This window comes from Bacillus sp. TH13, from assembly GCF_016651175.1.
In the GTDB taxonomy this organism is placed as follows: domain Bacteria; phylum Bacillota; class Bacilli; order Bacillales; family Bacillaceae_G; genus Bacillus_A; species Bacillus_A thuringiensis_S.
In genome coordinates, this window is sequence record NZ_JAEKEJ010000025.1 from 2,828,640 (window position 1) to 2,849,697 (window position 21,058).

Genomic DNA, 21,058 nt, shown 5'->3' on the forward strand with positions numbered 1-21,058 from the left:
TATATTGACTCTTCTTTTTATTGATTGTTAAGATTAAGTATTATATTTTCTCACATACTAGTAAGAAAAAGAATGTGTGATAATAATTCAGGTGTAGGAAGGGTACATAAGCATGTTTCAATTACAAAAATATAACACTTCTGTGAAGCAAGAGTTTTTAGCTGGCATCACAACTTTTTTTACATTTGCGTATATTCTTGTCATCAATCCAAAGATATTATCTGATGCAGGTGTACCATTTGACCAAGCGTTTACAGCAACAATTATTGCAACCGTTGTTGGAACAGTAGGTATGGCGATTTTTGCGAATTACCCGATTGTTATTGCTCCAGCTATGGGAATGAATGCATATTTTGCTTATTCTGTTGTACAGAAGGCAGAAGGGATTACATATGTAGTTGCCTTTTCAGCTGTATTTGTAACGGGAATTATTTTTCTTTTATTATCTTTTACTTCGTTTAGGCAAAAGTTAATTTTAGCAATTCCTGATAGTTTAAAGCATGCAATTGCAGGTGGAATTGGACTATTTATTGCTTTTATTGGATTGCGTCTTTCTGGAATTATCGTGGATCATCCGTCTAATTTAGTTACGATTGGTGATTTTCATTCTCCAGCTGTTATTTTAACTTTAATTGGTTTAATATTAGCGGCGGTATTAATGGCATTACGTGTGAGTGGTGCATTATTTATTAGTATGATTGTGACAGGAATTATCGCCTTCTTTACAGGGCAATTGAAGTTTGCTGATAAAATTGTGGCGATGCCTCATTTACCAGAGGGGATTATCGTTTCAAATCCAATCAACGCCTTTTCAGATGTCATTGAATATGGATTATATGGTGTTGTATTTTCATTTTTACTTGTACTGTTATTTGATACAACAGGTGCATTACTTGGTTTAATTAAACAAGCAGGTTTAATTACAGACAATACAGAGAAGCGTTTTGGTAAAGCGTTTATTGCAGATGCAATTGGTGGGACTACTGGTTCTATCTTTGGAACAAGCCCAACAGCAGCGACGATTGAATCGTCAGCAGGTATTGCTGCAGGTGGTAAAACTGGATTAACAGGGATTGTAGTTGTTGGTCTAACAATTATAACGGCATTTTTCAGTCCTGTTATTGCTTCTTTATCAAGTGTAGCCGCTATTACAGCTCCTTCATTAATTATAGTAGGTAGTTTAATGGCACAGAGTATTCGAGATATTAATTGGAATGAATTTGAAGATGCGTTACCAGCATTTTTGATTTTTATAGGTATTCCGTTAACATCTAGTATTGCAAATGGAATCGCAATTGGATTTTTAGTATATCCAGTCTTGAAAATTGTGAAGGGTAAAGGGATGGAAGTACATCCATTACTATACTTATTTGCATTCTTATTTGGATGTCATTTATTCTTATAATATAGATATATGAGAGGGCCTTCTTATGGGAGGCTCCCTTTTTGTGTATAATAAAGTGAAACTATAGGCAGTAGGGGGGATCCCCACTGTGTATTAGCCCGCACCAATTGGAATAAGGTGAAAATTTAATTGGTTTTGTAAAATATAAATTACTTAATGGAATATATATGTTACAATAAAGGTAGAGGAGGAACATGAATGGCTGTAAGTAAAATAAAAGTCGCGCGTGTTCAGTTAGATTTAACACAGCAACAATTAGCAGAAAAAGTAGGCGTTACACGACAAACGATTAGTTTAATTGAGAAGGGGAAATACAATCCATCTTTAGATTTATGTTTGAAAATTTGTTATGCAGTAGATAAAACGTTGAATGATTTGTTTTGGGAGGAAAAGGAGTGATAGGATGAAAATCGTGAAAGATGAACGTTTAATGATTGAAGGGTTAAAACATATTAGATTAGCTTTCATCTTACAAAATATCGTCATACTAGCTATCGTCTTTTACCGCTATGTCTTGCAAGGGGCAGGATATGAAAGTGTTTCAGATTTATTAATGGTATTTATGGGCGGGATAATAATTATTAACTTTTTAAATCTGAAAAATTCAGTGGAAGTGTATGAGCACACAGGCGGAGTATCACGTAGCTATTTCATGAAATTATTATTAATTCCAGTAGGTATTATTATTGGGATATTAGCTGTTTGTATCATTGTAACACCAGATATCTCGATAAAAGAAATAAGTATAACAGTACTTATTATGGTTGCTTGTTTTTTAGTTCCTAGTTTATTTATCTACATATATATGAAAAAGATAAAAAGTGAAGATTGAAATATAAGAAAAGCTTTCCTGTATTGAGGAAAGCTTTTCTTATATCTTTTTATACAAAACTTTATGAAGGCCAATCGGTTCAATTTCAAAGATTTCACCATGCTCCTGAAAGTCTAATCGCTTGTAATAGTCAGTTACAGTAATACGGCCATTACACCATAGGATGTTTGCTTTCCGTTCTTTTAAAATTTGTTCTGCCTTCTGAATTAAGGAGCTTCCAGCTCTTTTGTTCCGAAAGTTAGGTAATGTTGCCATTCCTCGTAGTCTATAATGGATACCATTTTGTAAATCAGGATATGTTTCTTTTGAGAAGGAAGCGATGCTAATTAACTCATCGTTTATAAAGGCACCTAAGTGGAATGTGTCTTTTTCGTAGTCAGAAGAGTATTTACAGTCTGCTAGGGACTGATTGGGACGCAACACCGCTTGGCGTAATAAGTGTGTCTCGGATGCATCAATATACTGCACAGTAATCATATTATCATCCTTTCTTATAAACCCTTTTCTATAAGTTGTATAAAGAAGTATGCAGGTGCAGCGAGAAGGCCGAGTATACTAGCGGTTCCGAGAAGGAGTGAAAGAAAAAGGCATGAGTATTTAACTCCATTTGATTTTTTCCAACCATAGCTGCAAATTTCAATGCTAACACCGATGAGAATAATGGCGACGAGTACTTCTGCTAATAATAAGAGAGCTAAAGTTACAATAGACATAATGTAATCCATCCTCATAATATGTGATAGTAACATTTTACCATATGAAAATTAAAAAATGCCCCTCAATTATGTGGGGGGCATTTTTTTTACTCTAATATGTTTTTTAGTGTATCGATATGTTCTTTCGAACCTGTTACAAGTAATGTATCACCGTGTTGTAGTCTTGTATCACCATGTGGTATTAATGCTTTATTACCGCGGTAGATTTGAATGACAAGTACATCACCTAAAAACGGGAGGCGGCGAAGTGCAATGCCGTTATATTTATTGCTGCGCAGTTCAACTTCGCGTACTGTTTCGTTTGCTGTTGTAATTAAGCGAACGAGACTCGGTTTATCAATAAGTGCACGTAATAAAATACGTGTAGAGTTAATTGTTGAGAATACAGCGATATGTTCTTGCGTTGCTTTTTCTTGTAGAAGTGGATCTTCTACACTTGCAATAACATGTTCAACACCTAGCTCTTTTGCATGTTCTGCCAATAATAAGTTTTGTTCATCATCGCTTGTTGCAACAACAACGCGGTCTGCGTTAAATGCTGTTTGTTCAGTTAATGATGCAATTGTGATGTCATCTAATTTTACGATAGGGAAGTCATGTGATTTCGCTTCCTCATCATTTATTTTATTTTGACGCATCATATAAAGTGTTACATCATAATCTTCTCGTTTTAAATCTAGTGATAACGGAAGGGTAATTCTGCTCGCGCCAATAATAGCTACTTTTGGTTTTGGTGTTTCTACTTTTGGGAACATTTTTTTAAACAATATAGGTGCAAAAATACAAGTAATAACTGCGCTTAAAATAAGAGAGGCAGATAAACTTGGACTGATAATTCCCAGTTTTTCACCAATTTGTGCAGCCGCAATAACTAAAGAAAGTGTCGATGTTAATAAAATTGCACTTCCAAGTACGATATTATGTGGATACCATTTTCTTAAGACGAGTGATGGTAAGAGTTTTGAAATAAAGAGTCCTACAATTAAGATTGGGATCATTAGCATGCTAGAAGGTTCTTTGAAAATAGACCATACCTCTAGATTTACACCAACCATTACGAAGAAAATAGGGATGAAGAAACCATAGCCGATGGAATCAAGTTTTTCAACCATATCTTCATTTGGTGATAATAACGATACAAGTACACCTGCTAAGAAGGCACCTAAAATATTTTCTGCTCCAACAGATTCGGATAACCCTACTAATATTAAAATGAGTGCAAAAACAGCTCGTGTATCAATTTGTACACTACCAGCCTTTAGGCTATCTAAGTATGGAATGTTTTTAAAGCGTTTTGCAATAAAGTAAATGATAATACCGGCACCGAATAGAAGAAGTAAGAGCCACATACTTTGGCCGCTTTCGGAATTTAATCCGACGAAAACAGCGAGTAAAATCATTGTAACTAAGTCTGCAATAACAGCAACTAATAAAATGATTTGTCCGATTGCAGTTTTTCCTAGGTTGTTCTCTTTTAATGTTGGTACAACAACACCTAAAGAAATAGTTGAAATAATTAAAGTCATGAACATTGCATTATCTACAAATCCTAGCCATACGAATAGTAATGATAGGGCATAAGATAAGATGAAAATAAATAGGAAGATAATGCTTGCTGCTTGAAATGTATTTGGTTCGTTTGTCGTATTTTTTTTCCCTTTTTGTTTAAAGATAGAAAAATCAATTTCTAAACCGCTTAAGAACATGAGGAAGATAAATCCTAATGTTGATAAAACTTGAAGCCACATATCTGGCTCAATAATATTAAACCCACTTTTACCTACAAAGATTCCTGCAATAATTTCTGCAACGACAACAGGAAGTGCTTTTAATTTAAAGCGTTGTAACAAAAGGGGAACGAAAAACGCGATTGCAACGACAACCATAAGTGATAGAACAGAAGTATGATGTTCCATTGCGTTCTCTCCCTTCAAATAAATATAGTACCTATTTAGCCATATAATAGGTAGAAAAGCAACGCATATGGATTCGATTTCATAAAGAAAGACTTTTCTTAACATTTGTCATAATAAGTATATTTTTCATGATTCTGTTGTTAATTCCGTAATGTGGATGTAATAGGGGAGAGAATAAAAAAAGACTGCTGAGGAATCTCAGCAGTCTTTCTCATGTACATTACATTGAGAAGAAGATCCATACAGTTAAACCAACTGTTGCAGTTGCAACGAAGAAACTGTATATCATTGTAAGAATTTGAACTCTTCCTTCTCCTTCTTTTAAATGCATGAACATAATTAATTGTAATAATGCTTGCGCAACAGCCATTATGATAATAGTTGTTAAGACTGTTGAAAGTGGCAATGTTGTGTAAAGTGCCACGTATAACGCTAGAAACGTTAATGCAAGCGATAAAATAAATCCGAAAACGTGTGACCAAGGGAATCCGCTATGCGCATGCCCGTTTGCTTGATTGTTGTTTTGAGCCATTTACGCCACCATCCCGTTCAAGTAAACTAGTGTGTAAATAAAGACCCAAACTAGATCAAGGAAATGCCAGTATAAGCTGATAATGAATACTTTACGAGCTGTAACTGGTGTTAAACCTCGTTTTAAAATTTGGATAATAACACAAGTTGCCCAAATGATACCGCCTGTTACGTGGGCTCCGTGGGTTCCAAGAAGAACGAAGAATGCAGATAGGAAAGCACTTGTTTGAATTGTTGCGCCTTCACCGATGTACATAATGAACTCTTCGATTTCAAAGAATAGGAAACCTGCACCTAAAAGTAATGTAAGGATGAACCATCCAAGCATTGCTTTTTGGTTGTGCTTACGCATTTCGTGAATTACGATACCACATGTGAAACTACTTGTTAAAAGTAGTAATGTTTGAATTAAAAGCGTTTTAAGTTCAAACAGTTGCGCTGGAGTTGGGCCATCTGCCGTACGACCAGCAAGGACTAGATAAGAGGCGAAAAGTGTTGCGAACAGCATAATTTCAGCCCCAAGAAAAATCCAGAATCCTAGGATATTCAATCTGCTTTGTTCGGATTGATATTCCAAAGGTAAGCTTTTATCTAAAGCCGCCATGTCATTTCACCTCTCATGCTATATGTTCTGTTTCTTTAATTTCATCAACACTTACGTAGTAACCATCGTCATAATCGAATGAACGATAGATTAAGCAAGCTAAAATACCAATACCACCGATTGCTGCAAGCCAGAACCAGCTAAATACTAATGCGAAACCTGCAAGACCGAAGAATAAAGACGCAATAATAGGCACACCAGAGTTACTTGGCATGTGAATTGGTTTGATATCTTCTGCTGCTGGTGTAACTGTTTCTCCGCGTTTTTTCATGTACCAGAAAGCATCAGCTTCTTTAATTTCAGGAAGCTTCGCGAAGTTGTAATGTTGTACAGGAGATTGAGTTGCCCATTCAAGTGTACGACCATCCCATGGATCTCCAGTTGTGTCACGTTCACCATGACGTGCACTCCAAATTACGTTGTAGCAAAGAAGTAGGAAGCCAATACCCATCATTACCGCACCAACAGATGCGATTTGGTTTAGCCATCCCCATCCAAGACTTTCAGAGTAAGTGTACATACGACGAGTCATACCGTCTAAACCTAAGAAGTACATTGGGAAGAAACAGATGTTAAATCCGCTCATAAAGATCCAGAATGTCCATTTACCTAGGCGTTCATTTAACATATGACCAGTCATTTTTGGATACCAGAATGTGAATCCAGCAAGCATAGCGAATACTGTACCTGCGATTAATACGTAGTGGAAGTGAGCAATTAGGAAGTAGCTGTTATGGTATTGATAATCAGCTGCTGCCATTCCAAGCATAACCCCTGTAACCCCACCGACTACGAAGTTTGGAATAAATGCCAATGACCAAAGCATTGGAACTGTAAAACGAATACGTCCTTTATACAGTGTAAACAACCAGTTAAAGATCTTAACCCCGGTTGGAATCGAAATCGCCATTGTCGAAATCGAGAAGAATGAGTTAACCGCTGGACCTGCACCCATCGTGAAGAAGTGGTGAAGCCATACGACGAAACTTAGTAAAGAAATTGCAACCATTGAGTATACCATCGCACTGTAACCGAATAGACGCTTACGTGAGAATGTACTAATGATTTCAGAGAAAATACCGAATGCCGGTAAAATAACGATATATACTTCAGGGTGACCCCATACCCAGAACAGGTTAGCCCATAACATCGGCATACCGCCGCTCGCCATCGTAAAGAAGTGAGCATCGAATAGACGGTCAAATGTCATTAATGCAAGAGCAACTGTTAATACTGGGAAAGCGAAAATAATGATAATTGTTGTAATTAAGATTGACCAAGTAAACATTGGCATTCTCATTAAAGTCATACCAGGTGTACGCATTTTTAAGATAGTAACAAGGAAGTTAATACCGGTCATTAGCGTACCGAGACCTGAAATCTGTAATGCAATTGCGTAGTAGTTATTTCCTACGCCCGAAGTAAACTCTGTACCTGCCATTGGGAAGTAAGAAGTCCACCCAGCGTCTGGAGAACCACCGATTACGAAAGCGATGTTGAATAACATTGCTCCGACAAAGAATAACCAGAAACTTAAAGCATTTAAGAACGGATATGCAACGTCACGAGCACCAATTTGTAATGGTACTACAAGGTTCATTAATCCCATAACGAATGGCATTGCCATGAAAAGAATCATTACTGTACCATGCGTTGTAAAGATCCCGTTATAGTGTTCAGCGTTTAAATAAGTTGTTTCTGGGAATGTTAATTGTGCACGGATCATTAAACCATCCATACCACCGCGGAATAACATGATAACCGCAGAAATAATATACATGGCTCCGATTTTTTTATGGTCAACAGTTGTTAACCATTCGTCCCAAAGCCATTTCCATTTTTTATACTTTGTTAGTACGAAAATGATTGCTAATGTCACAAGAACGATAGAAGCGTCTGCACCGTAAATAATCGGGTCACCTGTGACAAAGAATTCATCAAGCTTCACTGTGTTCACTCCAATCTGTTGGAATAATAGCTATTATTTTTTGTTTTTGTAGTAGTTGTAATCACAATATTCAAGTGATTTTGGATCTACATAACTTAAGTGGTGACTAGAGAACGTCATGCGTCCAACTACACCAGGTTTAATAATTTCGTTGTACTTCTCTTCGGTTAACTTATCAGCCTTTTCTTGTACTTCTTTAACCCACTTGTCATATTTCTCTTTAGTTTTTGCTTCAACTTCGAACTCCATGTGTGTGAATCCTTCACCAGAGAAGTTCGCACTACGGCCTAGGTAAGAACCTGGCTTATCAGCTTGTAAATAAAGATCCATAATCATGCCATCCATTGTGTACTTCATACCACCAAGTTCTGGTACCCAGAAAGCATTCATTGGGCCGACAGAAGTCAGTTTGAATTGAATTGGTACACCAGCTGGGATATTTAAATAGTTAACGGTTTCAATTTTTTCCTCTGGGTAACTGAATAACCATTTCCAGTTTGCAGATGTAACATAAATTTCAACTGGTTTAATATGTTTGGACTCTTTCGGAACCTCTTCCGAAGCATAAGTTGCTTTTACTGTTGGAATCGATAATGCGATAACGATAATAACAGGAACAAGCGTCCAAATAATTTCTAGTAATGTGTTACCGTGTTGTTCAGGTGGCTCATAGTCCATATTCTCTGGTTTTTCACGATAACGAATCAAGATGACTGTAAACAGAATGAATACAATTGCGATAATTAATGACATAAGCAAGAATGACCAAACAATTAAATCATACTGTGCTTTTGCAACAGGTCCTTGCGGATTTAATACTGCGAGTTTTTTATCACAGCCACCGAGGAACAGAAGTAATGATAACGGAAGAAGCGAAGCCAACTTCCAAAACGCTTTCTTTAGTTGCACGATTGAAAATCTCCTTTCTCCTTGGATTGAAACTATGCCAATAAAACAATATAAACCTATTAATTTATAGAAGGCAATAGTTTTTGATATATTGTTAAAAAATAGACACAAATGCACACTTTTTAAGGTGAATATCATTTGTAACTTGATTACATTGTAAACTATTTTCCAGAGAAAAACGTGATTGTGAAAATTTTAAGATAAATAAAGTTATACCAGGATATCCAAGAAATAGAAAAAAGCTATCTTATTATAAGGAAGATAGCTGAATATTTTGTATATTTAGTTTATTTCTCGTGTGATAGTTCGTGGCTGTTCAAGTGTGACAACTTTTTTATATTTAACTTGGTATAAGATGTAACAAACAATCATAAATGGAATGCCACAATAAAGAGCAATTCTTTGATCTGGAATGAAAGCCAAACTAACAAATGTAATAAAATTGAGTGAGAACGCTACGATTGGAACTAGCGGATAGAGCGGTGTACGATATTTTAAATCATTTATGTCGCCGCCATTTTTCACGAAATTTCTACGAAAGAAAAACTGTGAAGCGGCGATTGACATCCAAACGACAACGGCAGCCATTGCTGCAATAGATGTTAAAACTAGAAAGACAGTATCTGCCGCAAATACACTTGTTAATAAGGAAAGGCTAGCAAAAATTAGACTGAAAATTAATGCATTTAGCGGTACACCTTTTTTAGTTAATTTCGTAAATGCTGGACTTGCCATTCCTTGTTTTGCCATCGCCCACAGCATACGAGAATTTGCGTATAGACCAGAGTTAGCAACGGATAATACAGCTGTAATAATAACAAAGTTCATAATGTCTGCTGCATATGGGACACCGGCTACATCAAATACAAGTACAAAGGGACTTTCGACTAGATTAGCCTCTTGCCATGGGAGTAAACCTACAACAACTGATATCGCTAAGACGAAGAAGAAGAGAGTTCGCCAAATTGTATTTTTGATCGCTTTTGGAATTGTTTTTTCAGGATTTTCACTTTCTCCTGAAGCGATTCCGATTAATTCTGTTCCTTGGAAGGAGTAATTTACTGTAATCATCGTAAGGAGAACAGCTAATGCACCGTTTGGAAATAGCCCGCCATTTTCAGTGAAATTATGAAGCATCGGAGCTGGCTTTCCATTAAAGTCTAGTAGACCGAACATAACAGCGCCACCAAGTACGATGAAAATAACGATTGTTGCGACTTTTACACTTGCGAACCAAAACTCTGCTTCTGCATATGCTTTTGCTGATAAAGCGTTTACGAGGAAGAGCGCTGCTGCAAATGTAACGCACCAAATCCATGAAGAAACGTTTGGAAACCAGCGTTTCATTAAAATACTTACAGTTGTTAACTCTACACCGACTGTAACAGCCCAATTTAACCAATACATCCAACCGACAACAAATCCAAAACCAGGTGAAATGAATTTGCTTGCATAGCTTTGGAATGAACCTGCTTCTGGCATAGCAACAGATAATTCACCAAGACATAACATCGTTAAATACATAACAAATCCACCGACTAAAAATGCAAGAATAGCGCCACCAGGTCCGGCATTATGGACGATTTGACCAGATCCCATAAATAGCCCGGTTCCGATAACACCACCGAGTGCAATCATAAATAGGTGTCTACTTTTCATTGTTCGTTTTAAATTTGTTTGTTCAATTTGTTGATTCATATGCCCCTCACCCCGTATCTTCTTGAATGTGTGAACTTCGTTTTATTCTGAGTTTTTAATCATTAGTGGGGGATGCAACACACACTCGGTTTATTTGCTATGAAATGAATGGAGCATGTAAAAAACGAACTATGACTAAATACTCTAAGAATGTTTGTTAACATGGTGATATCTTCACCATGTTAACAATTTTGATTTTAGCAAAATATTCTGGAAATGTATAATTATTTTTCTTTTTATTAAAAATAATTAGAATTTTTACAATTAATTCTATGAGCGATAATTCACATGATCTTTCTAGCAAACTAGTAAGAAGAAGGGTACAATGATAAGAGTTGTGTCTGTAAAATAATAATTAATGGAGTTTTGTTTATAATGAAAAAGTTAAAATATCTTTTTGTTTTTGGTATTATACTTGCTGCTGCATTTTTTATAGGGAAAGATAAAATCATGCAAAAGGCGCAAGTTCTACGCTTAGAGTTTCTATCTGAAATGAAAGAAGCAGCTATGATTGAAGATGTTCCGTTTATTAAGCAATTACCAGAATTACCTCGAGGATGTGAAGTGACAAGTTTAGCTATGTTGCTGCAATATAAAGGTGTACAAGTAGATAAGATGCAACTTGCTAGCGAAATTCATCGTGTTCCATTTGAACAAAATGGTTTGCGTGGAAATCCTTACGAGGGATTTGTAGGAAATATTTATACAAAGGCAGAGCCTGGATATGGTGTATACAATAAACCAATCTTTGATTTAGCAGAAAAATATGTTCCTGAAAAAGTAATTAATTTAACAGGTAGAGACATGCAAGATATATATAAAGTAATTAGTTCTGGCTCTCCGGTATGGGTCATTATTAATACGACGTTTAAGCCGCTAGCTGAAAGTAGTTTTGAAACATGGAATACGAGTTCAGGCGAAGTGAAAATTACATATTATGAGCATAGTGCAGTAGTAATTGGATATGATCAAAACTTTGTATATGTAAATGATCCTCTGAAAAATAATCCACGTTTGGCTGTTCCACGAGCAGAATTTGAGAAAGCTTGGGAGCAAATGGGAAAACAAGCGATTACTATTTTATAATAAAGAAAAAGTCATCTTGTGGATGGCTTTTTCTTTTTGGTTTATCGTAATTGAAAATTCAGAAGATTCTTTTAAATTTTAACAATTCACGTTATAATAACATTTAACTTGGTGAAGAAGGAGTGAAGGGTTATGGATGTTGCAAAGGAACTTGTTTTGTCAAAAAATCAGTTAGTTGAGTGGAGAAGGCATTTTCATAAGTATCCAGAGTTATCTTTTCAAGAAGAAAAAACATCGCAGTTTGTGTTCGATATACTTCGGAAATTTCCATATTTAGAAGTGTCACGGCCGACTAAATATAGTGTGATGGCAAAGTTAGTAGGTAAACAGCCGGGCAAAACAGTTGCGGTTCGAGCCGATATGGATGCTCTTCCTATTCATGAAGAAAATGAGTTTGATTTTATTTCTACATATAAAGGTGTGATGCATGCGTGTGGTCATGATGGACATATAGCGATATTACTTGGGGTTGTACATAAGTTAGTAGAAGCAAGAGAGAAGATTAAAGGGGAGATTCGTTTTCTATTCCAACATGCTGAAGAAAATTTTCCTGGTGGTGCAGAGGAGATGATTGCGGCAGGTGTAATGGAAGGTGTGGATTATATCATTGGTGCTCACCTTTGGGCGTCGTTAGAGGTTGGAAAAATAGGCGTTATTTATGGTCCTGCAATGGCTGCGCCGGATGTTTTTAAAATTAGGATAGAGGGAAAAGGTGGACATGCTGGAATCCCTCATGAAACGGTGGATAGTATCGCAATCGGAACACAAGTCGTTTCGCAACTTCAGCAAATTGTATCTCGCCTCACGAATCCATTAGATTCTCTCGTAATATCCGTTACGCAATTTCATGCGGGGACAACTCATAATGTAATACCAGAGCAAGCGGAGATTGAAGGGACAGTGAGAAGTTTAAGACATGAGTTACGAGGTGAAACAGAGAAGAAAATTGAGCGGATTGTGAAGCATATTACGGAATCTTATGGAGCGAAATATACGTTTTCTTATGAATATGGATATCGACCAGTTGTAAATAATTATGAAGTTACAGAGCTTATTGAACAAACGGCATTACAACTTTATGGAAGAGATAGAGTTATTCGTTTGCAGCCGACGATGGCTGGAGAAGATTTTTCAGCGTTTTTACAAAAGGCACCAGGGACATTCTTTTTTATCGGAGCGGGAAATAAAGAGAAAGGTATTATATATCCTCATCATCATCCTCGTTTTACAATTGATGAAGATGCATTACCGATTGGAGTGGAAGTCTTTGTATCAGCCATTATGAATTTTATAAGTAAAGGAGAATGAGATGAAGAAAATACACATCCTAGCGCTAATTCCAGTTCTTTGTTTAGTAGTCGGGCCAATATTTGCGAATTCAGTTACTCCTTACGTATTAGGGATGCCATTTTTATTATTTTGGGTATTATTATCAGTGTTTATTACATCTCTTTGTATGGGGCTCGTGTACGCGTTTGATCCTGCTAATAAGGAGGATGTAAAATGACTGCATTACTTATCATTATTTTATTTTTGTTTCTCGCACTATTTTTAGGGATTCGGGCACAACATGGAAAAGATATGAATTTAGAGCAATGGTCAGTTGGGGGGAGAGGATTTGGCACTATTTTTGTTTTTCTCCTGATGGCAGGTGAAATTTATACGACGTTTACATTTTTAGGGGGAAGCGGCTGGGCGTATAGTAAAGGAGCACCTACCTTTTATATTTTGGGATATGGTGCTTTAGCTTATCTTTTATCGTATTTTTTATTACCACCAATTTGGAAGTATGCGAAAGAGCATAACCTTGTTTCGCAGTCGGATTTTTTTGCGAAGAAATATAGAAGTAAAGCGCTTGGACTTATTGTTTCAGTTGTTGGTGTTGTTTCCATCATCCCATATCTTGTTTTACAGTTAAAGGGACTGGGAATTATCGTTTCAGAAGCTTCTTACGGAAGGGTGTCACCTGTTGTTGCAGTATGGATCGGTGCTATTGTTATAACTATATATGTAATGGTTTCAGGTATACACGGTTCGGCTTGGACGGCTGCTTTGAAGGATATTATGATACTGTTTATCGTTATGTTTTTAGGTATATATTTACCGTATCATTATTATGGAGGATTTCAGCCGATGTTTGAGGCTGTAGAAGCAGCGAAGCCGGGATTTTTATCTTTACCTGAAGAAGGAATGAGTATTTCTTGGTTTGTTTCTACTATTATATTAACGGCCCTAGGTTTTTATATGTGGCCTCATACATTTGCTTCTGCTTTTTCTGCAAAAAATGAAAAAGTATTTCGTAAAAATGCAGCAATTATGCCATTGTATTCTTTAGTGTTACTTTTCGTATTTTTTGCAGGGTTTGCTGCTATATTGCAAGTTCCTGGGTTAAAGGGAGCGGATGTGGATCTTTCGTTATTCCGTCTTGCTTTACAAACTTTTGATCCTTGGTTTATTGGAATTATTGGTAGTGCGGGAGTATTAACGGCGTTAGTTCCAGGCTCTATGCTTGTTATGGCGGCTTCTACACTGTTAGCGAAAAATATTTATCGAACGATGGTTCCATCTGCTTCAGATAGACAAGTTGCTAAAGCTGCAAAGTTATTTGTACCTGTAGTAACGCTCGTAGCAGTTTTATTTACATTTAAAGGAGGAGAAACAATAGGAGCCCTTCTGTTAATGGGATACAGTATCGTTACACAACTTTTCCCTGCACTTGTTTGTAGTTTGTTTCCACGCCAGGTTATTACGAAGCAAGGAGCGATTGCAGGAATGGGAATGGGGTTATTAGTTGTTGCATATATCACTTTATCGGGCTCTAATATAGCTACGATGTTTCCGAGTTTTCCGCAGTCTATAAAAGATTTAAATGTAGGTATAGTCGCATTGTTAATTAATATGATTGTGATGTTTGTAGTTAGTGGATTTACAAAAAGTGTATCTATAAAGAAAAACAGCATAATAGTAGAAAAGTAATTCGTTTATTAGAGCTATCTTTGAAAAGAGATAGCTCTTTTTTGTATATATTTTCTTCTATTAGCGGAATCTAACTAAAAACTTGTTGAAAAGGAAGTTAGGTGGGGAAATTGTTAGAGCTTGAAGGTAACTTATTTGAAGTCATGAAAGAAATTAGGGATGAGTTAGGTTCACCTAATGATTTAACAATTAGAGAAGTTGCTCTTGCTGGGAGGTTTACACGTTGTGCGGTTGTGTTTTTATGTGGATTAACAGACAAGGATAATGTTTATAAATATGTCGTTCGTACGCTGCAATACGAAGAAATTCCAAGTGAGGAAGCCGTTGTTCAAACGTTATTGGATCGCTTTATTTCTATCGCAGAAGTGGGTGTAAAGACGAAGTTTCCAGACATTATGAATGCGATTTTAGCGGGAGATACAGTTATATTAATTGATAATATTCAAACTGCTATCGTTATTAATAGTAGGGCTTGGGAGAAGAGAAGTTTAGAACCACCAGTGACAGAAGATTTAATACGCGGACCGAGAGTTGGATTAAATGAAGATATTAATGTGAATAAAATGTTAATCCGACGTAGTTTACGTGATCCAAAGTTGAGGTTCCAATCTTATATTATGGGGAAGCGATCGCAGAAAGAAGTAACCCTAGTATATATAGAAGATATTATTAATCCTCACATTGTAAAAGAGTTAGATCGCCGTCTTCAATCAATAGTGACAGATGTCGTTTTGGAAACAGGTACGATTGAACAATTAATTCAGGATAATAATTTATCCCCATTTCCACAGTTTTTGAATACAGAGAGGCCTGATAATATTATAGCCTCATTAGCGAAAGGAAAGGCAGCCATTTTGGTAGACGGATCCCCATTTGCTCTTATTGCGCCACTCGTATTTGTTGATATTTTTCAATCTGTAGAAGATCATTACGAGCGCTGGGTGATTGGAACGTTATTACGATTTTTACGTATGGGTTCAGGTATAATTGCGGTTTTGTTACCAGCTATGTATGTAGCACTTGTATCTTACCATCAAGGGCTTATTCCTTCTAAACTGGCTTATTCAATTGCAGGTGCTAGGGAAGGTGTTCCGTTTCCAGCGTATATTGAAACGTTAATGATGGCCTTGACTATGGAATTAATACGAGAAGCTGGAATCCGATTGCCGAAACCGATGGGACAAACGATAGGGATTGTAGGAGGTCTTGTAATTGGAGAAGCTGCGGTAAATGCAGGGATTGTAAATCCATTTTTAGTTATTATTATTGCAGTTACTGCGATTGCTACGTTTTCGCTTCCTGTATATAGCATTACAATTACGTTCCGAATTTTACTTTTCGTCTTTGTATTAGCTGCAACGGCTTTTGGTTTGTATGGGATTATTCTAGCTCTGATCGCACTTGCTATTCATATTACAAATTTAACAAGCGTTGGTATACCGTATACAACTCCAATTGCTCCTGCATTTTATAAAGATTGGAAAGAAGAATTTATTCGCATGCCAAAATCGATGTTGAAAGATAGACCAGAGTACTTACAAACAAAAGATTCTACAATACGTCCAAAGGAGCGAAAATAATTGAAACCATTTGAGTATGGCGATGAAGAGATTGGATCTCGGGAAATTGGGTTTGCGGTATCATCGACCATTATTGGTATAGGAGCATTGTCTATGCCAAGAGATATTGCTAACCAAACTTTATTTTCGGACGGTTGGATTATTTTGCTTTTGGGTGGATTGATCTGTACAGTTTTAGGTTGGTTTGTGACGAGGGTGGCAATCTTATTTCCGAAACAAAATTTTGTTCAATATACGAGTGCGCATTTGACGAAGCCTGTTGCATACACAATTAGTAGTATTTTAGTATTAACGTTTGCTGCTTTGACAGCATATGAATCGCGAATGATTTCAATTATTTCTCAAACGTATTTATTTAGTGATACACCAATACAACTACTGTCTTTCTTCTTCTTACTAGTTGTTATTTATGGAATAGCAGGATCAAGAGCAGCCTTATTAAGGTTAAATGTTTTATTCTTACCTATTGTTTTAATTGCGATAGTACTTCTTTCTTTATTGAATATAAATTTAATGGAAATAAATAATTTACTACCAGCTTTTCAAACGAAAGTAAGTCAATATGCTGTTGGAGTTAAAAATTCTATTTTTACGTTTATTGGATTTGAAGTAGCTTTATTTTATGCGGTGTTGCTGAATGATAAGTCAGCGAAAAAAGCGCCAATGGCAGTCGCGAAAGCGGTGATGGTAAACGTGTTGTCATACATTTTAATTTATGTAACTTGTATTAGTGTTTTTACGTATATGACCACACGTGGATTGACATATCCAACAATTGAATTAGGGAAAGAAATTGAAATTGGCGGAGGGTTTTTAGAAAGGTTTGATGCGATTTTTTTTACGACTTGGATTATTACTATTTATAACACTACAGCAATGTATTATGACGTCGCATCTTTATTGTTTTGTGCTATGTTTCCGAAAGTGAAGAAACATATTTTTATTTTCGTAAGTGCCCCTATTATTTTTATGGCGAATATGATACCTAGTAGTTTGAATGCTTTATCGAGTTATGGGACTTATTTAGCTTGGATAGATATGGGGTTTGTTGTGTTAGCGCCTTTGCTCGTTTTAATTGTATATAAAATAAAAAGAAGGAATGGTGGAAATGAAACACCTTCTTAAAATTATAATGGTTATGACTTTAACTGGATTTATGAGTGGGTGTTCTGAGTTAGAAGAGATAGAAGAAAGAGGATTTGTAGTAGGAGCGGCTTATGATATCGTGAAGGAGAAGAAAGCGAATCCAATTATGAAAGGGACGTATCAAATGGTACTTCCTAGTAAGTTAGCGCAGCAAGGTGGACAAGGTGATGGAGATGGCGAAAATTATATTAATGTTAGTGCGAAAGCAGATAGTGTGTTTGAACAAATAAGAATAATCGCTAAAAAAATTAGTCGTACATTATTTTTCCCTCATATACAAGTGATTATTTTCTCTGAAGAATTACTTTCACATCCATACATTTTACAAAATACGTTAGATGTGTATATTCGCGATCATGAGATGAGAAGAAATATCCGTTTGTTCGTTTCTAAGAAAAATGCAGAAGCTATTTTAAAACAAAGTGCCAAGCCTGAAAATTTACCGGCGCAGTATATTGATATGTTAGCTGAACACCCTCCGAAAAATGCCCAAATGATTGAGGCTGCAAGAATTGGTGAGGTACAGGAAAAGATGATCTCTAACCGAAGTTTTGTATTACCTATTCTTGAACTAACAAAACAAGGGGTACAAATGAACGGTGCAGCATTGTTTCGCGGGAAAGATAATAAGTGCGTGGGGCGTTTGAGTGGAGAACAAACGTTAGGAATGAATTATATAATAGGTAAAAAAATTGGAGGTTTTTTTACCATCCGTAAAAAGAATCAACTTATTACATATGAAATTCATAAGTTACGTCGAAAAATTAAAGTATCCACAACGAATGCTACAAAACCGAAATTTAATATTCATTTATTTCTGGAAGGTACAATAGCTGAGTTGCACTTTAGTGATCATAAAAAGGTTTTGAATGAAAAACGTTTAGAGAAGGATATATCGGAAGAAATGGAGGAGCGTATTCAAAAGTCGATTAAGCTTGTTCAAAAAAAATATAAGGTAGATGTATTAGAGTTAGGGGAAGTGTATAAGAGACATAATTATAAAGAATGGACAAAAATAAGTAAGAATTGGGATCAAGGCGAAAATTACTTTAGTAATGCTGAAATTACTGTTCACGTTCATCCAACAATTGAACATTCAGGTTCAGCTTTACCGAAAAGAGTGAAATAAGGTGATGAAAGTTGTTTACTGGATTAGGAATTAGTTGCACGATATTAATGGCGGTGCTGCCGGGGGCTATATATTTCATTCATAAAAAACTCACAACGTATGGAGCGCAGCCGTGGAATACTGATGTACAAAAAAAGAAACCTGAATGATTTTCAGGTTTCTTTCGGGCAAAGCATATGTGAAGGGGGATGCCTTCTATGTATGCTTTGTTTTATACAAGCCCTAACCAATGTACCAATTGTGTAGAGAGGAATGTAACAACAATGGCGATAACGGTAGGGATTGCAAACGATAAGAATGTCCATTTTGCACTTTTTGTTTCTTTATATATGTTAACCAGTGTCGTTCCGCATGGGAAATGAAGAAGTGAGAACAACATTGTGTTTAACGCCGTTAACCAAGTCCAACCATTTTCTAAGAATAGATTTTTAATTTGATTAAAATCATCTATTTCAGTTAAAGCTCCGGTTGATAAGTAAGACATTAATAAAATCGGGATAACAATTTCATTCGCTGGTAGTCCAAGAATGAACGCAGCTAGAATAAAGCCGTCAAGTCCTAACATTTTAGCAAATGGATCTAGGAAGTTTACAAAATACATAAGTAGACTTGTGTCACCGATAAAAATGTTAGCAAGTAACCAAGTTAATGCAGCCGCAGGGGCAGCAACAACTACAGCTCGTTTTAAAACATAAACTGATTTATCGAGTGTTGCACGTACAATTGTATTCCAAACCTTTGGCTTACGGTACGGAGGTAACTCAAGTGTGTAGTGAGTTGGGACGCCTTTTAAAGCTGTTTTTGATAGTACCCAAGAAACAGTTAATGTCATAATAACACCAATTACAACCATTCCAACTACAACGCCAGCAGTAACCAATGTTTGCATACTGCCTGTATAACCAGCAGCCATAAATAGTGAAGCCATTAAAATTAACATAGGCCAGCGACCGTTACAAGGAACGAAGTTGTTCGTTAAAATTGCTAGCATGCGTTCACGTGGTGATTCAATGATACGTGTTGACATAATGGCTGCTGCATTACAACCAAATCCCATTGCCATTGTTAAAGATTGTTTCCCGTGTGCGCCGGATCGTTTGAATAAGCGGTCCATATTAAACGCGACACGTGGTAAGTATCCATAGTTTTCTAATAGCGCGAACATAGGGAAAAAGATTGCCATAGGTGGTAACATAACGCTAATAACAGCACCGATACCACGGAATAAACCAAGTATTAAAATGCCATGTAACCATTCAGGTGCATGCACTGCTTGGAACCAAGATGTTAAATATCCTTCGGCCCATCCGAAGAATTCGGCAATCATATCAGATGGTACGTTAGCGCCTGCGATTGTAAGATAAAAAATAATAGATAAAATACCGAGCATAATTGGGAATCCCCAGATTGGAGATGTGAAAATTTTATCTAGTTTTTCGGAACGATATAATTTATCAGTATTTGTATATTGAACGGATTCTTTACATATGCTTGCAGATGTTCGATAAATATCTCCGACTATATCATCTCGTATATCTTCTTTTGAAAGTGTTTGTGCATGTTGAATAATATAGTCTAATGGAAGAGCTTTACTGGCTGAGTGAGATTCCATTAATTACGACCTCCCTTACAAGTGGTTCATTATGGTGTTTTTGAAGTGTAGTTAAGAAATTTTTATCTCCATCCAATATACGTAACGCAATCCAACGTGCTGGATACGTATCACCGAACACTTTATAAATTTGTGGTTCTAATTCCTGAATCATATTTTCGATTTTTTCGCTGTAAGTAATTTTAATTGGTGTTGGAATTAGTTTTTTATTTGCTACTTTTGCAATAACATTTAGTAAATGACCAATGCCTACTCGGTTACGTGCTGAAATTTTAACTACAGGTACACCAAGTGATTTTGCTAATTTTTTTTCATCAATAACAATACCTTTTTTCTCGGCTTCATCAATTAAGTTAATGCAAATGACTACATTGTTTGTCATTTCCATCACTTGGAGTGCTAAATTTAAATTTCTTTCCATAGCAGTTGCGTCTATGACAACTACAGTTACTTCTGGTTTTTCAAATATAATATAATCCCTCGCCACTTCTTCGTCCGCAGAATTTGAGTATAGTGAGTAAGTTCCAGGTAAATCTATTAATGTATAAGTACTTCCGTTATGTTCATATTCTCCTTCAGCTTTTAAAACAGTTTTTCCCGTCCAATTTCCAGTATGTTGTTTTAAACCTGTCAAAGTATTAAATAATGTACTTTTCCCGGTATTCGGGTTGCCAGCTAAAGCAATACGATGTTTGCTCATCTGAAATCATCTCCTATTAATACCCCGAAAATAAGGGAACTTTCTTCTTTTCGCAGTGCAATAGTTGTGTTGCTCACTTGATAGGCGACCGGATCTCCAAGTGGACTGCGTTGCAATACTTTAATCGTTGCCCCAGGGATAAATCCTAAATCTAATAAACGTCGTTTCATAGTTCCTTCTAATTGTATCTTCTCAATTTGTACAAATTCCCCTGTTTTAAAATCGGAAAGGGGTTTAGTATTAGCCGATACCATAAAAGTTACCTCTTCT

The 21,058-nt window shown here is 36.2% G+C and carries 22 protein-coding genes; 11 read left to right on the top strand and 11 right to left on the bottom strand.

Annotation, left to right across the window (positions count from 1 at the left end):
- Window positions 1–112: 112 nt before the first annotated feature.
- The 3 genes from JFU02_RS22970 to JFU02_RS22980 all read left to right on the top strand — a co-directional run bounded on the left by JFU02_RS22970 (window position 113) and on the right by JFU02_RS22980 (window position 2,237).
- Window positions 113–1,405, top strand: a complete 1,293-nt coding sequence (locus JFU02_RS22970) for an NCS2 family permease (RefSeq protein WP_061668135.1) — start codon at window positions 113–115, stop codon at window positions 1,403–1,405.
- 198 nt (window positions 1,406–1,603) lie between these two features.
- A complete protein-coding gene (locus tag JFU02_RS22975) occupies window positions 1,604–1,804 on the top strand; it encodes a helix-turn-helix transcriptional regulator (RefSeq protein ID WP_000301182.1) in 201 nt (66 codons plus the stop codon).
- A gap of 4 nt (window positions 1,805–1,808) precedes the next feature.
- Window positions 1,809–2,237 (top strand): hypothetical protein, encoded by a 429-nt coding sequence (locus JFU02_RS22980; protein ID WP_000706631.1) that lies wholly within the window; start codon window positions 1,809–1,811, stop codon window positions 2,235–2,237.
- Window positions 2,238–2,276: 39 nt separating this feature from the next.
- Here the strand turns inward: JFU02_RS22980 and JFU02_RS22985 are convergent, their stop codons facing one another.
- From JFU02_RS22985 to JFU02_RS23020, 8 genes are all read right to left on the bottom strand, one after another.
- Window positions 2,277–2,714, bottom strand: a complete 438-nt coding sequence (locus tag JFU02_RS22985) for a GNAT family N-acetyltransferase (protein ID WP_000633850.1) — start codon at window positions 2,712–2,714, stop codon at window positions 2,277–2,279.
- Window positions 2,715–2,728: 14 nt separating this feature from the next.
- Window positions 2,729–2,986 (bottom strand): DUF4022 family protein, encoded by a 258-nt coding sequence (locus tag JFU02_RS22990; RefSeq protein ID WP_003260542.1) that lies wholly within the window; start codon window positions 2,984–2,986, stop codon window positions 2,729–2,731.
- A 53-nt stretch (window positions 2,987–3,039) separates the two neighbouring features.
- The gene (locus JFU02_RS22995; protein WP_000399978.1) at window positions 3,040–4,869 is read right to left on the bottom strand and encodes a monovalent cation:proton antiporter family protein; all 1,830 of its coding nucleotides are present in this window, start codon (window positions 4,867–4,869) and stop codon (window positions 3,040–3,042) included.
- Between the two features lie 220 nt (window positions 4,870–5,089).
- On the bottom strand, window positions 5,090–5,401 hold the full coding sequence (gene qoxD / locus JFU02_RS23000; protein WP_000068425.1) for a cytochrome aa3 quinol oxidase subunit IV: 312 nt from the start codon (window positions 5,399–5,401) through the stop codon (window positions 5,090–5,092).
- Window positions 5,402–6,004, bottom strand: coding sequence for a cytochrome aa3 quinol oxidase subunit III (gene qoxC, locus JFU02_RS23005; protein ID WP_000729314.1), 603 nt, complete (start codon window positions 6,002–6,004; stop codon window positions 5,402–5,404).
- Window positions 6,005–6,017: 13 nt separating this feature from the next.
- Entirely contained in the window at window positions 6,018–7,952 is a 1,935-nt protein-coding gene (gene qoxB / locus JFU02_RS23010) for a cytochrome aa3 quinol oxidase subunit I (RefSeq protein ID WP_000762373.1), read from the bottom strand.
- Between the two features lie 33 nt (window positions 7,953–7,985).
- Window positions 7,986–8,861 (bottom strand): cytochrome aa3 quinol oxidase subunit II, encoded by an 876-nt coding sequence (locus JFU02_RS23015; RefSeq protein ID WP_001176164.1) that lies wholly within the window; start codon window positions 8,859–8,861, stop codon window positions 7,986–7,988.
- A 282-nt stretch (window positions 8,862–9,143) separates the two neighbouring features.
- Window positions 9,144–10,559, bottom strand: coding sequence for an amino acid permease (locus JFU02_RS23020; protein WP_097820790.1), 1,416 nt, complete (start codon window positions 10,557–10,559; stop codon window positions 9,144–9,146).
- A gap of 375 nt (window positions 10,560–10,934) precedes the next feature.
- On the opposite strand from JFU02_RS23020, the gene JFU02_RS23025 reads away from it, so the two are divergent.
- From JFU02_RS23025 to JFU02_RS23060, 8 genes are all read left to right on the top strand, one after another.
- Window positions 10,935–11,645, top strand: a complete 711-nt coding sequence (locus JFU02_RS23025; RefSeq protein ID WP_000734488.1) for a C39 family peptidase — start codon at window positions 10,935–10,937, stop codon at window positions 11,643–11,645.
- 132 nt (window positions 11,646–11,777) lie between these two features.
- Window positions 11,778–12,953 carry an amidohydrolase gene (locus tag JFU02_RS23030; protein WP_000382133.1) on the top strand — a complete coding sequence of 392 codons (1,176 nt, stop codon included), beginning with the start codon at window positions 11,778–11,780 and terminating at the stop codon, window positions 12,951–12,953.
- A 1-nt stretch (window position 12,954) separates the two neighbouring features.
- Window positions 12,955–13,152, top strand: a complete 198-nt coding sequence (locus JFU02_RS23035; RefSeq protein ID WP_000719835.1) for a DUF3311 domain-containing protein — start codon at window positions 12,955–12,957, stop codon at window positions 13,150–13,152.
- Window positions 13,149–14,621 carry a sodium:solute symporter family protein gene (locus tag JFU02_RS23040; RefSeq protein ID WP_000125940.1) on the top strand — a complete coding sequence of 491 codons (1,473 nt, stop codon included), beginning with the start codon at window positions 13,149–13,151 and terminating at the stop codon, window positions 14,619–14,621. Before JFU02_RS23035 ends, JFU02_RS23040 begins: the two co-directional genes overlap by 4 nt.
- Window positions 14,622–14,722: 101 nt before the next feature.
- The gene (gerLA, locus tag JFU02_RS23045) at window positions 14,723–16,201 is read left to right on the top strand and encodes a spore germination protein GerLA (RefSeq protein ID WP_003306323.1); all 1,479 of its coding nucleotides are present in this window, start codon (window positions 14,723–14,725) and stop codon (window positions 16,199–16,201) included.
- Entirely contained in the window at window positions 16,202–17,326 is a 1,125-nt protein-coding gene (gene gerLB, locus JFU02_RS23050) for a spore germination protein GerLB (protein WP_000802019.1), read from the top strand.
- Window positions 17,310–18,476, top strand: a complete 1,167-nt coding sequence (gene gerLC, locus JFU02_RS23055) for a spore germination protein GerLC (RefSeq protein WP_000681638.1) — start codon at window positions 17,310–17,312, stop codon at window positions 18,474–18,476. The genes gerLB and gerLC overlap by 17 nt, the downstream gene beginning before the upstream one ends.
- A gap of 11 nt (window positions 18,477–18,487) precedes the next feature.
- Window positions 18,488–18,625: a hypothetical protein gene (locus JFU02_RS23060; protein ID WP_000493991.1), complete on the top strand. Its 138-nt coding sequence runs from the start codon at window positions 18,488–18,490 to the stop codon at window positions 18,623–18,625.
- Between the two features lie 62 nt (window positions 18,626–18,687).
- On the opposite strand, the gene JFU02_RS23065 is transcribed toward JFU02_RS23060, so the two are convergent.
- From JFU02_RS23065 to JFU02_RS23075, 3 genes are read right to left on the bottom strand one after another with little or no spacing between them, the layout of a single operon-like run.
- Window positions 18,688–20,088, bottom strand: a complete 1,401-nt coding sequence (locus JFU02_RS23065) for a nucleoside recognition domain-containing protein (RefSeq protein WP_000443607.1) — start codon at window positions 20,086–20,088, stop codon at window positions 18,688–18,690.
- Window positions 20,066–20,788, bottom strand: coding sequence for a FeoB small GTPase domain-containing protein (locus JFU02_RS23070; protein ID WP_000033873.1), 723 nt, complete (start codon window positions 20,786–20,788; stop codon window positions 20,066–20,068). The genes JFU02_RS23065 and JFU02_RS23070 overlap by 23 nt, the downstream gene beginning before the upstream one ends.
- Window positions 20,785–21,042: a FeoA family protein gene (locus tag JFU02_RS23075; protein ID WP_000252988.1), complete on the bottom strand. Its 258-nt coding sequence runs from the start codon at window positions 21,040–21,042 to the stop codon at window positions 20,785–20,787. The genes JFU02_RS23070 and JFU02_RS23075 overlap by 4 nt, the downstream gene beginning before the upstream one ends.
- Between the last annotated feature and the right edge of the window lie 16 nt (window positions 21,043–21,058).

What these genes read in the sequence shown, in the direction of transcription:
- JFU02_RS23070 (WP_000033873.1), bottom strand. Translation starts at nt 20,788, where the DNA reads ATGAGCAAACATCGTATTGCTTTAGCTGGCAACCCGAATACCGGGAAA.
- JFU02_RS22990 (WP_003260542.1), bottom strand. Translation starts at nt 2,986, where the DNA reads ATGTTACTATCACATATTATGAGGATGGATTACATTATGTCTATTGTA.
- JFU02_RS23075 (WP_000252988.1), bottom strand. Translation starts at nt 21,042, where the DNA reads ATGGTATCGGCTAATACTAAACCCCTTTCCGATTTTAAAACAGGGGAA.
- JFU02_RS23030 (WP_000382133.1), top strand. Translation starts at nt 11,778, where the DNA reads ATGGATGTTGCAAAGGAACTTGTTTTGTCAAAAAATCAGTTAGTTGAG.
- JFU02_RS22985 (WP_000633850.1), bottom strand. Translation starts at nt 2,714, where the DNA reads ATGATTACTGTGCAGTATATTGATGCATCCGAGACACACTTATTACGC.
- JFU02_RS22970 (WP_061668135.1), top strand. Translation starts at nt 113, where the DNA reads ATGTTTCAATTACAAAAATATAACACTTCTGTGAAGCAAGAGTTTTTA.
- JFU02_RS22980 (WP_000706631.1), top strand. Translation starts at nt 1,809, where the DNA reads ATGAAAATCGTGAAAGATGAACGTTTAATGATTGAAGGGTTAAAACAT.
- JFU02_RS23065 (WP_000443607.1), bottom strand. Translation starts at nt 20,088, where the DNA reads ATGGAATCTCACTCAGCCAGTAAAGCTCTTCCATTAGACTATATTATT.
- qoxC (WP_000729314.1), bottom strand. Translation starts at nt 6,004, where the DNA reads ATGGCGGCTTTAGATAAAAGCTTACCTTTGGAATATCAATCCGAACAA.
- JFU02_RS23025 (WP_000734488.1), top strand. Translation starts at nt 10,935, where the DNA reads ATGAAAAAGTTAAAATATCTTTTTGTTTTTGGTATTATACTTGCTGCT.
- JFU02_RS23020 (WP_097820790.1), bottom strand. Translation starts at nt 10,559, where the DNA reads ATGAATCAACAAATTGAACAAACAAATTTAAAACGAACAATGAAAAGT.
- JFU02_RS23035 (WP_000719835.1), top strand. Translation starts at nt 12,955, where the DNA reads ATGAAGAAAATACACATCCTAGCGCTAATTCCAGTTCTTTGTTTAGTA.
- JFU02_RS22975 (WP_000301182.1), top strand. Translation starts at nt 1,604, where the DNA reads ATGGCTGTAAGTAAAATAAAAGTCGCGCGTGTTCAGTTAGATTTAACA.
- JFU02_RS22995 (WP_000399978.1), bottom strand. Translation starts at nt 4,869, where the DNA reads ATGGAACATCATACTTCTGTTCTATCACTTATGGTTGTCGTTGCAATC.
- qoxD (WP_000068425.1), bottom strand. Translation starts at nt 5,401, where the DNA reads ATGGCTCAAAACAACAATCAAGCAAACGGGCATGCGCATAGCGGATTC.
- gerLC (WP_000681638.1), top strand. Translation starts at nt 17,310, where the DNA reads ATGAAACACCTTCTTAAAATTATAATGGTTATGACTTTAACTGGATTT.
- JFU02_RS23040 (WP_000125940.1), top strand. Translation starts at nt 13,149, where the DNA reads ATGACTGCATTACTTATCATTATTTTATTTTTGTTTCTCGCACTATTT.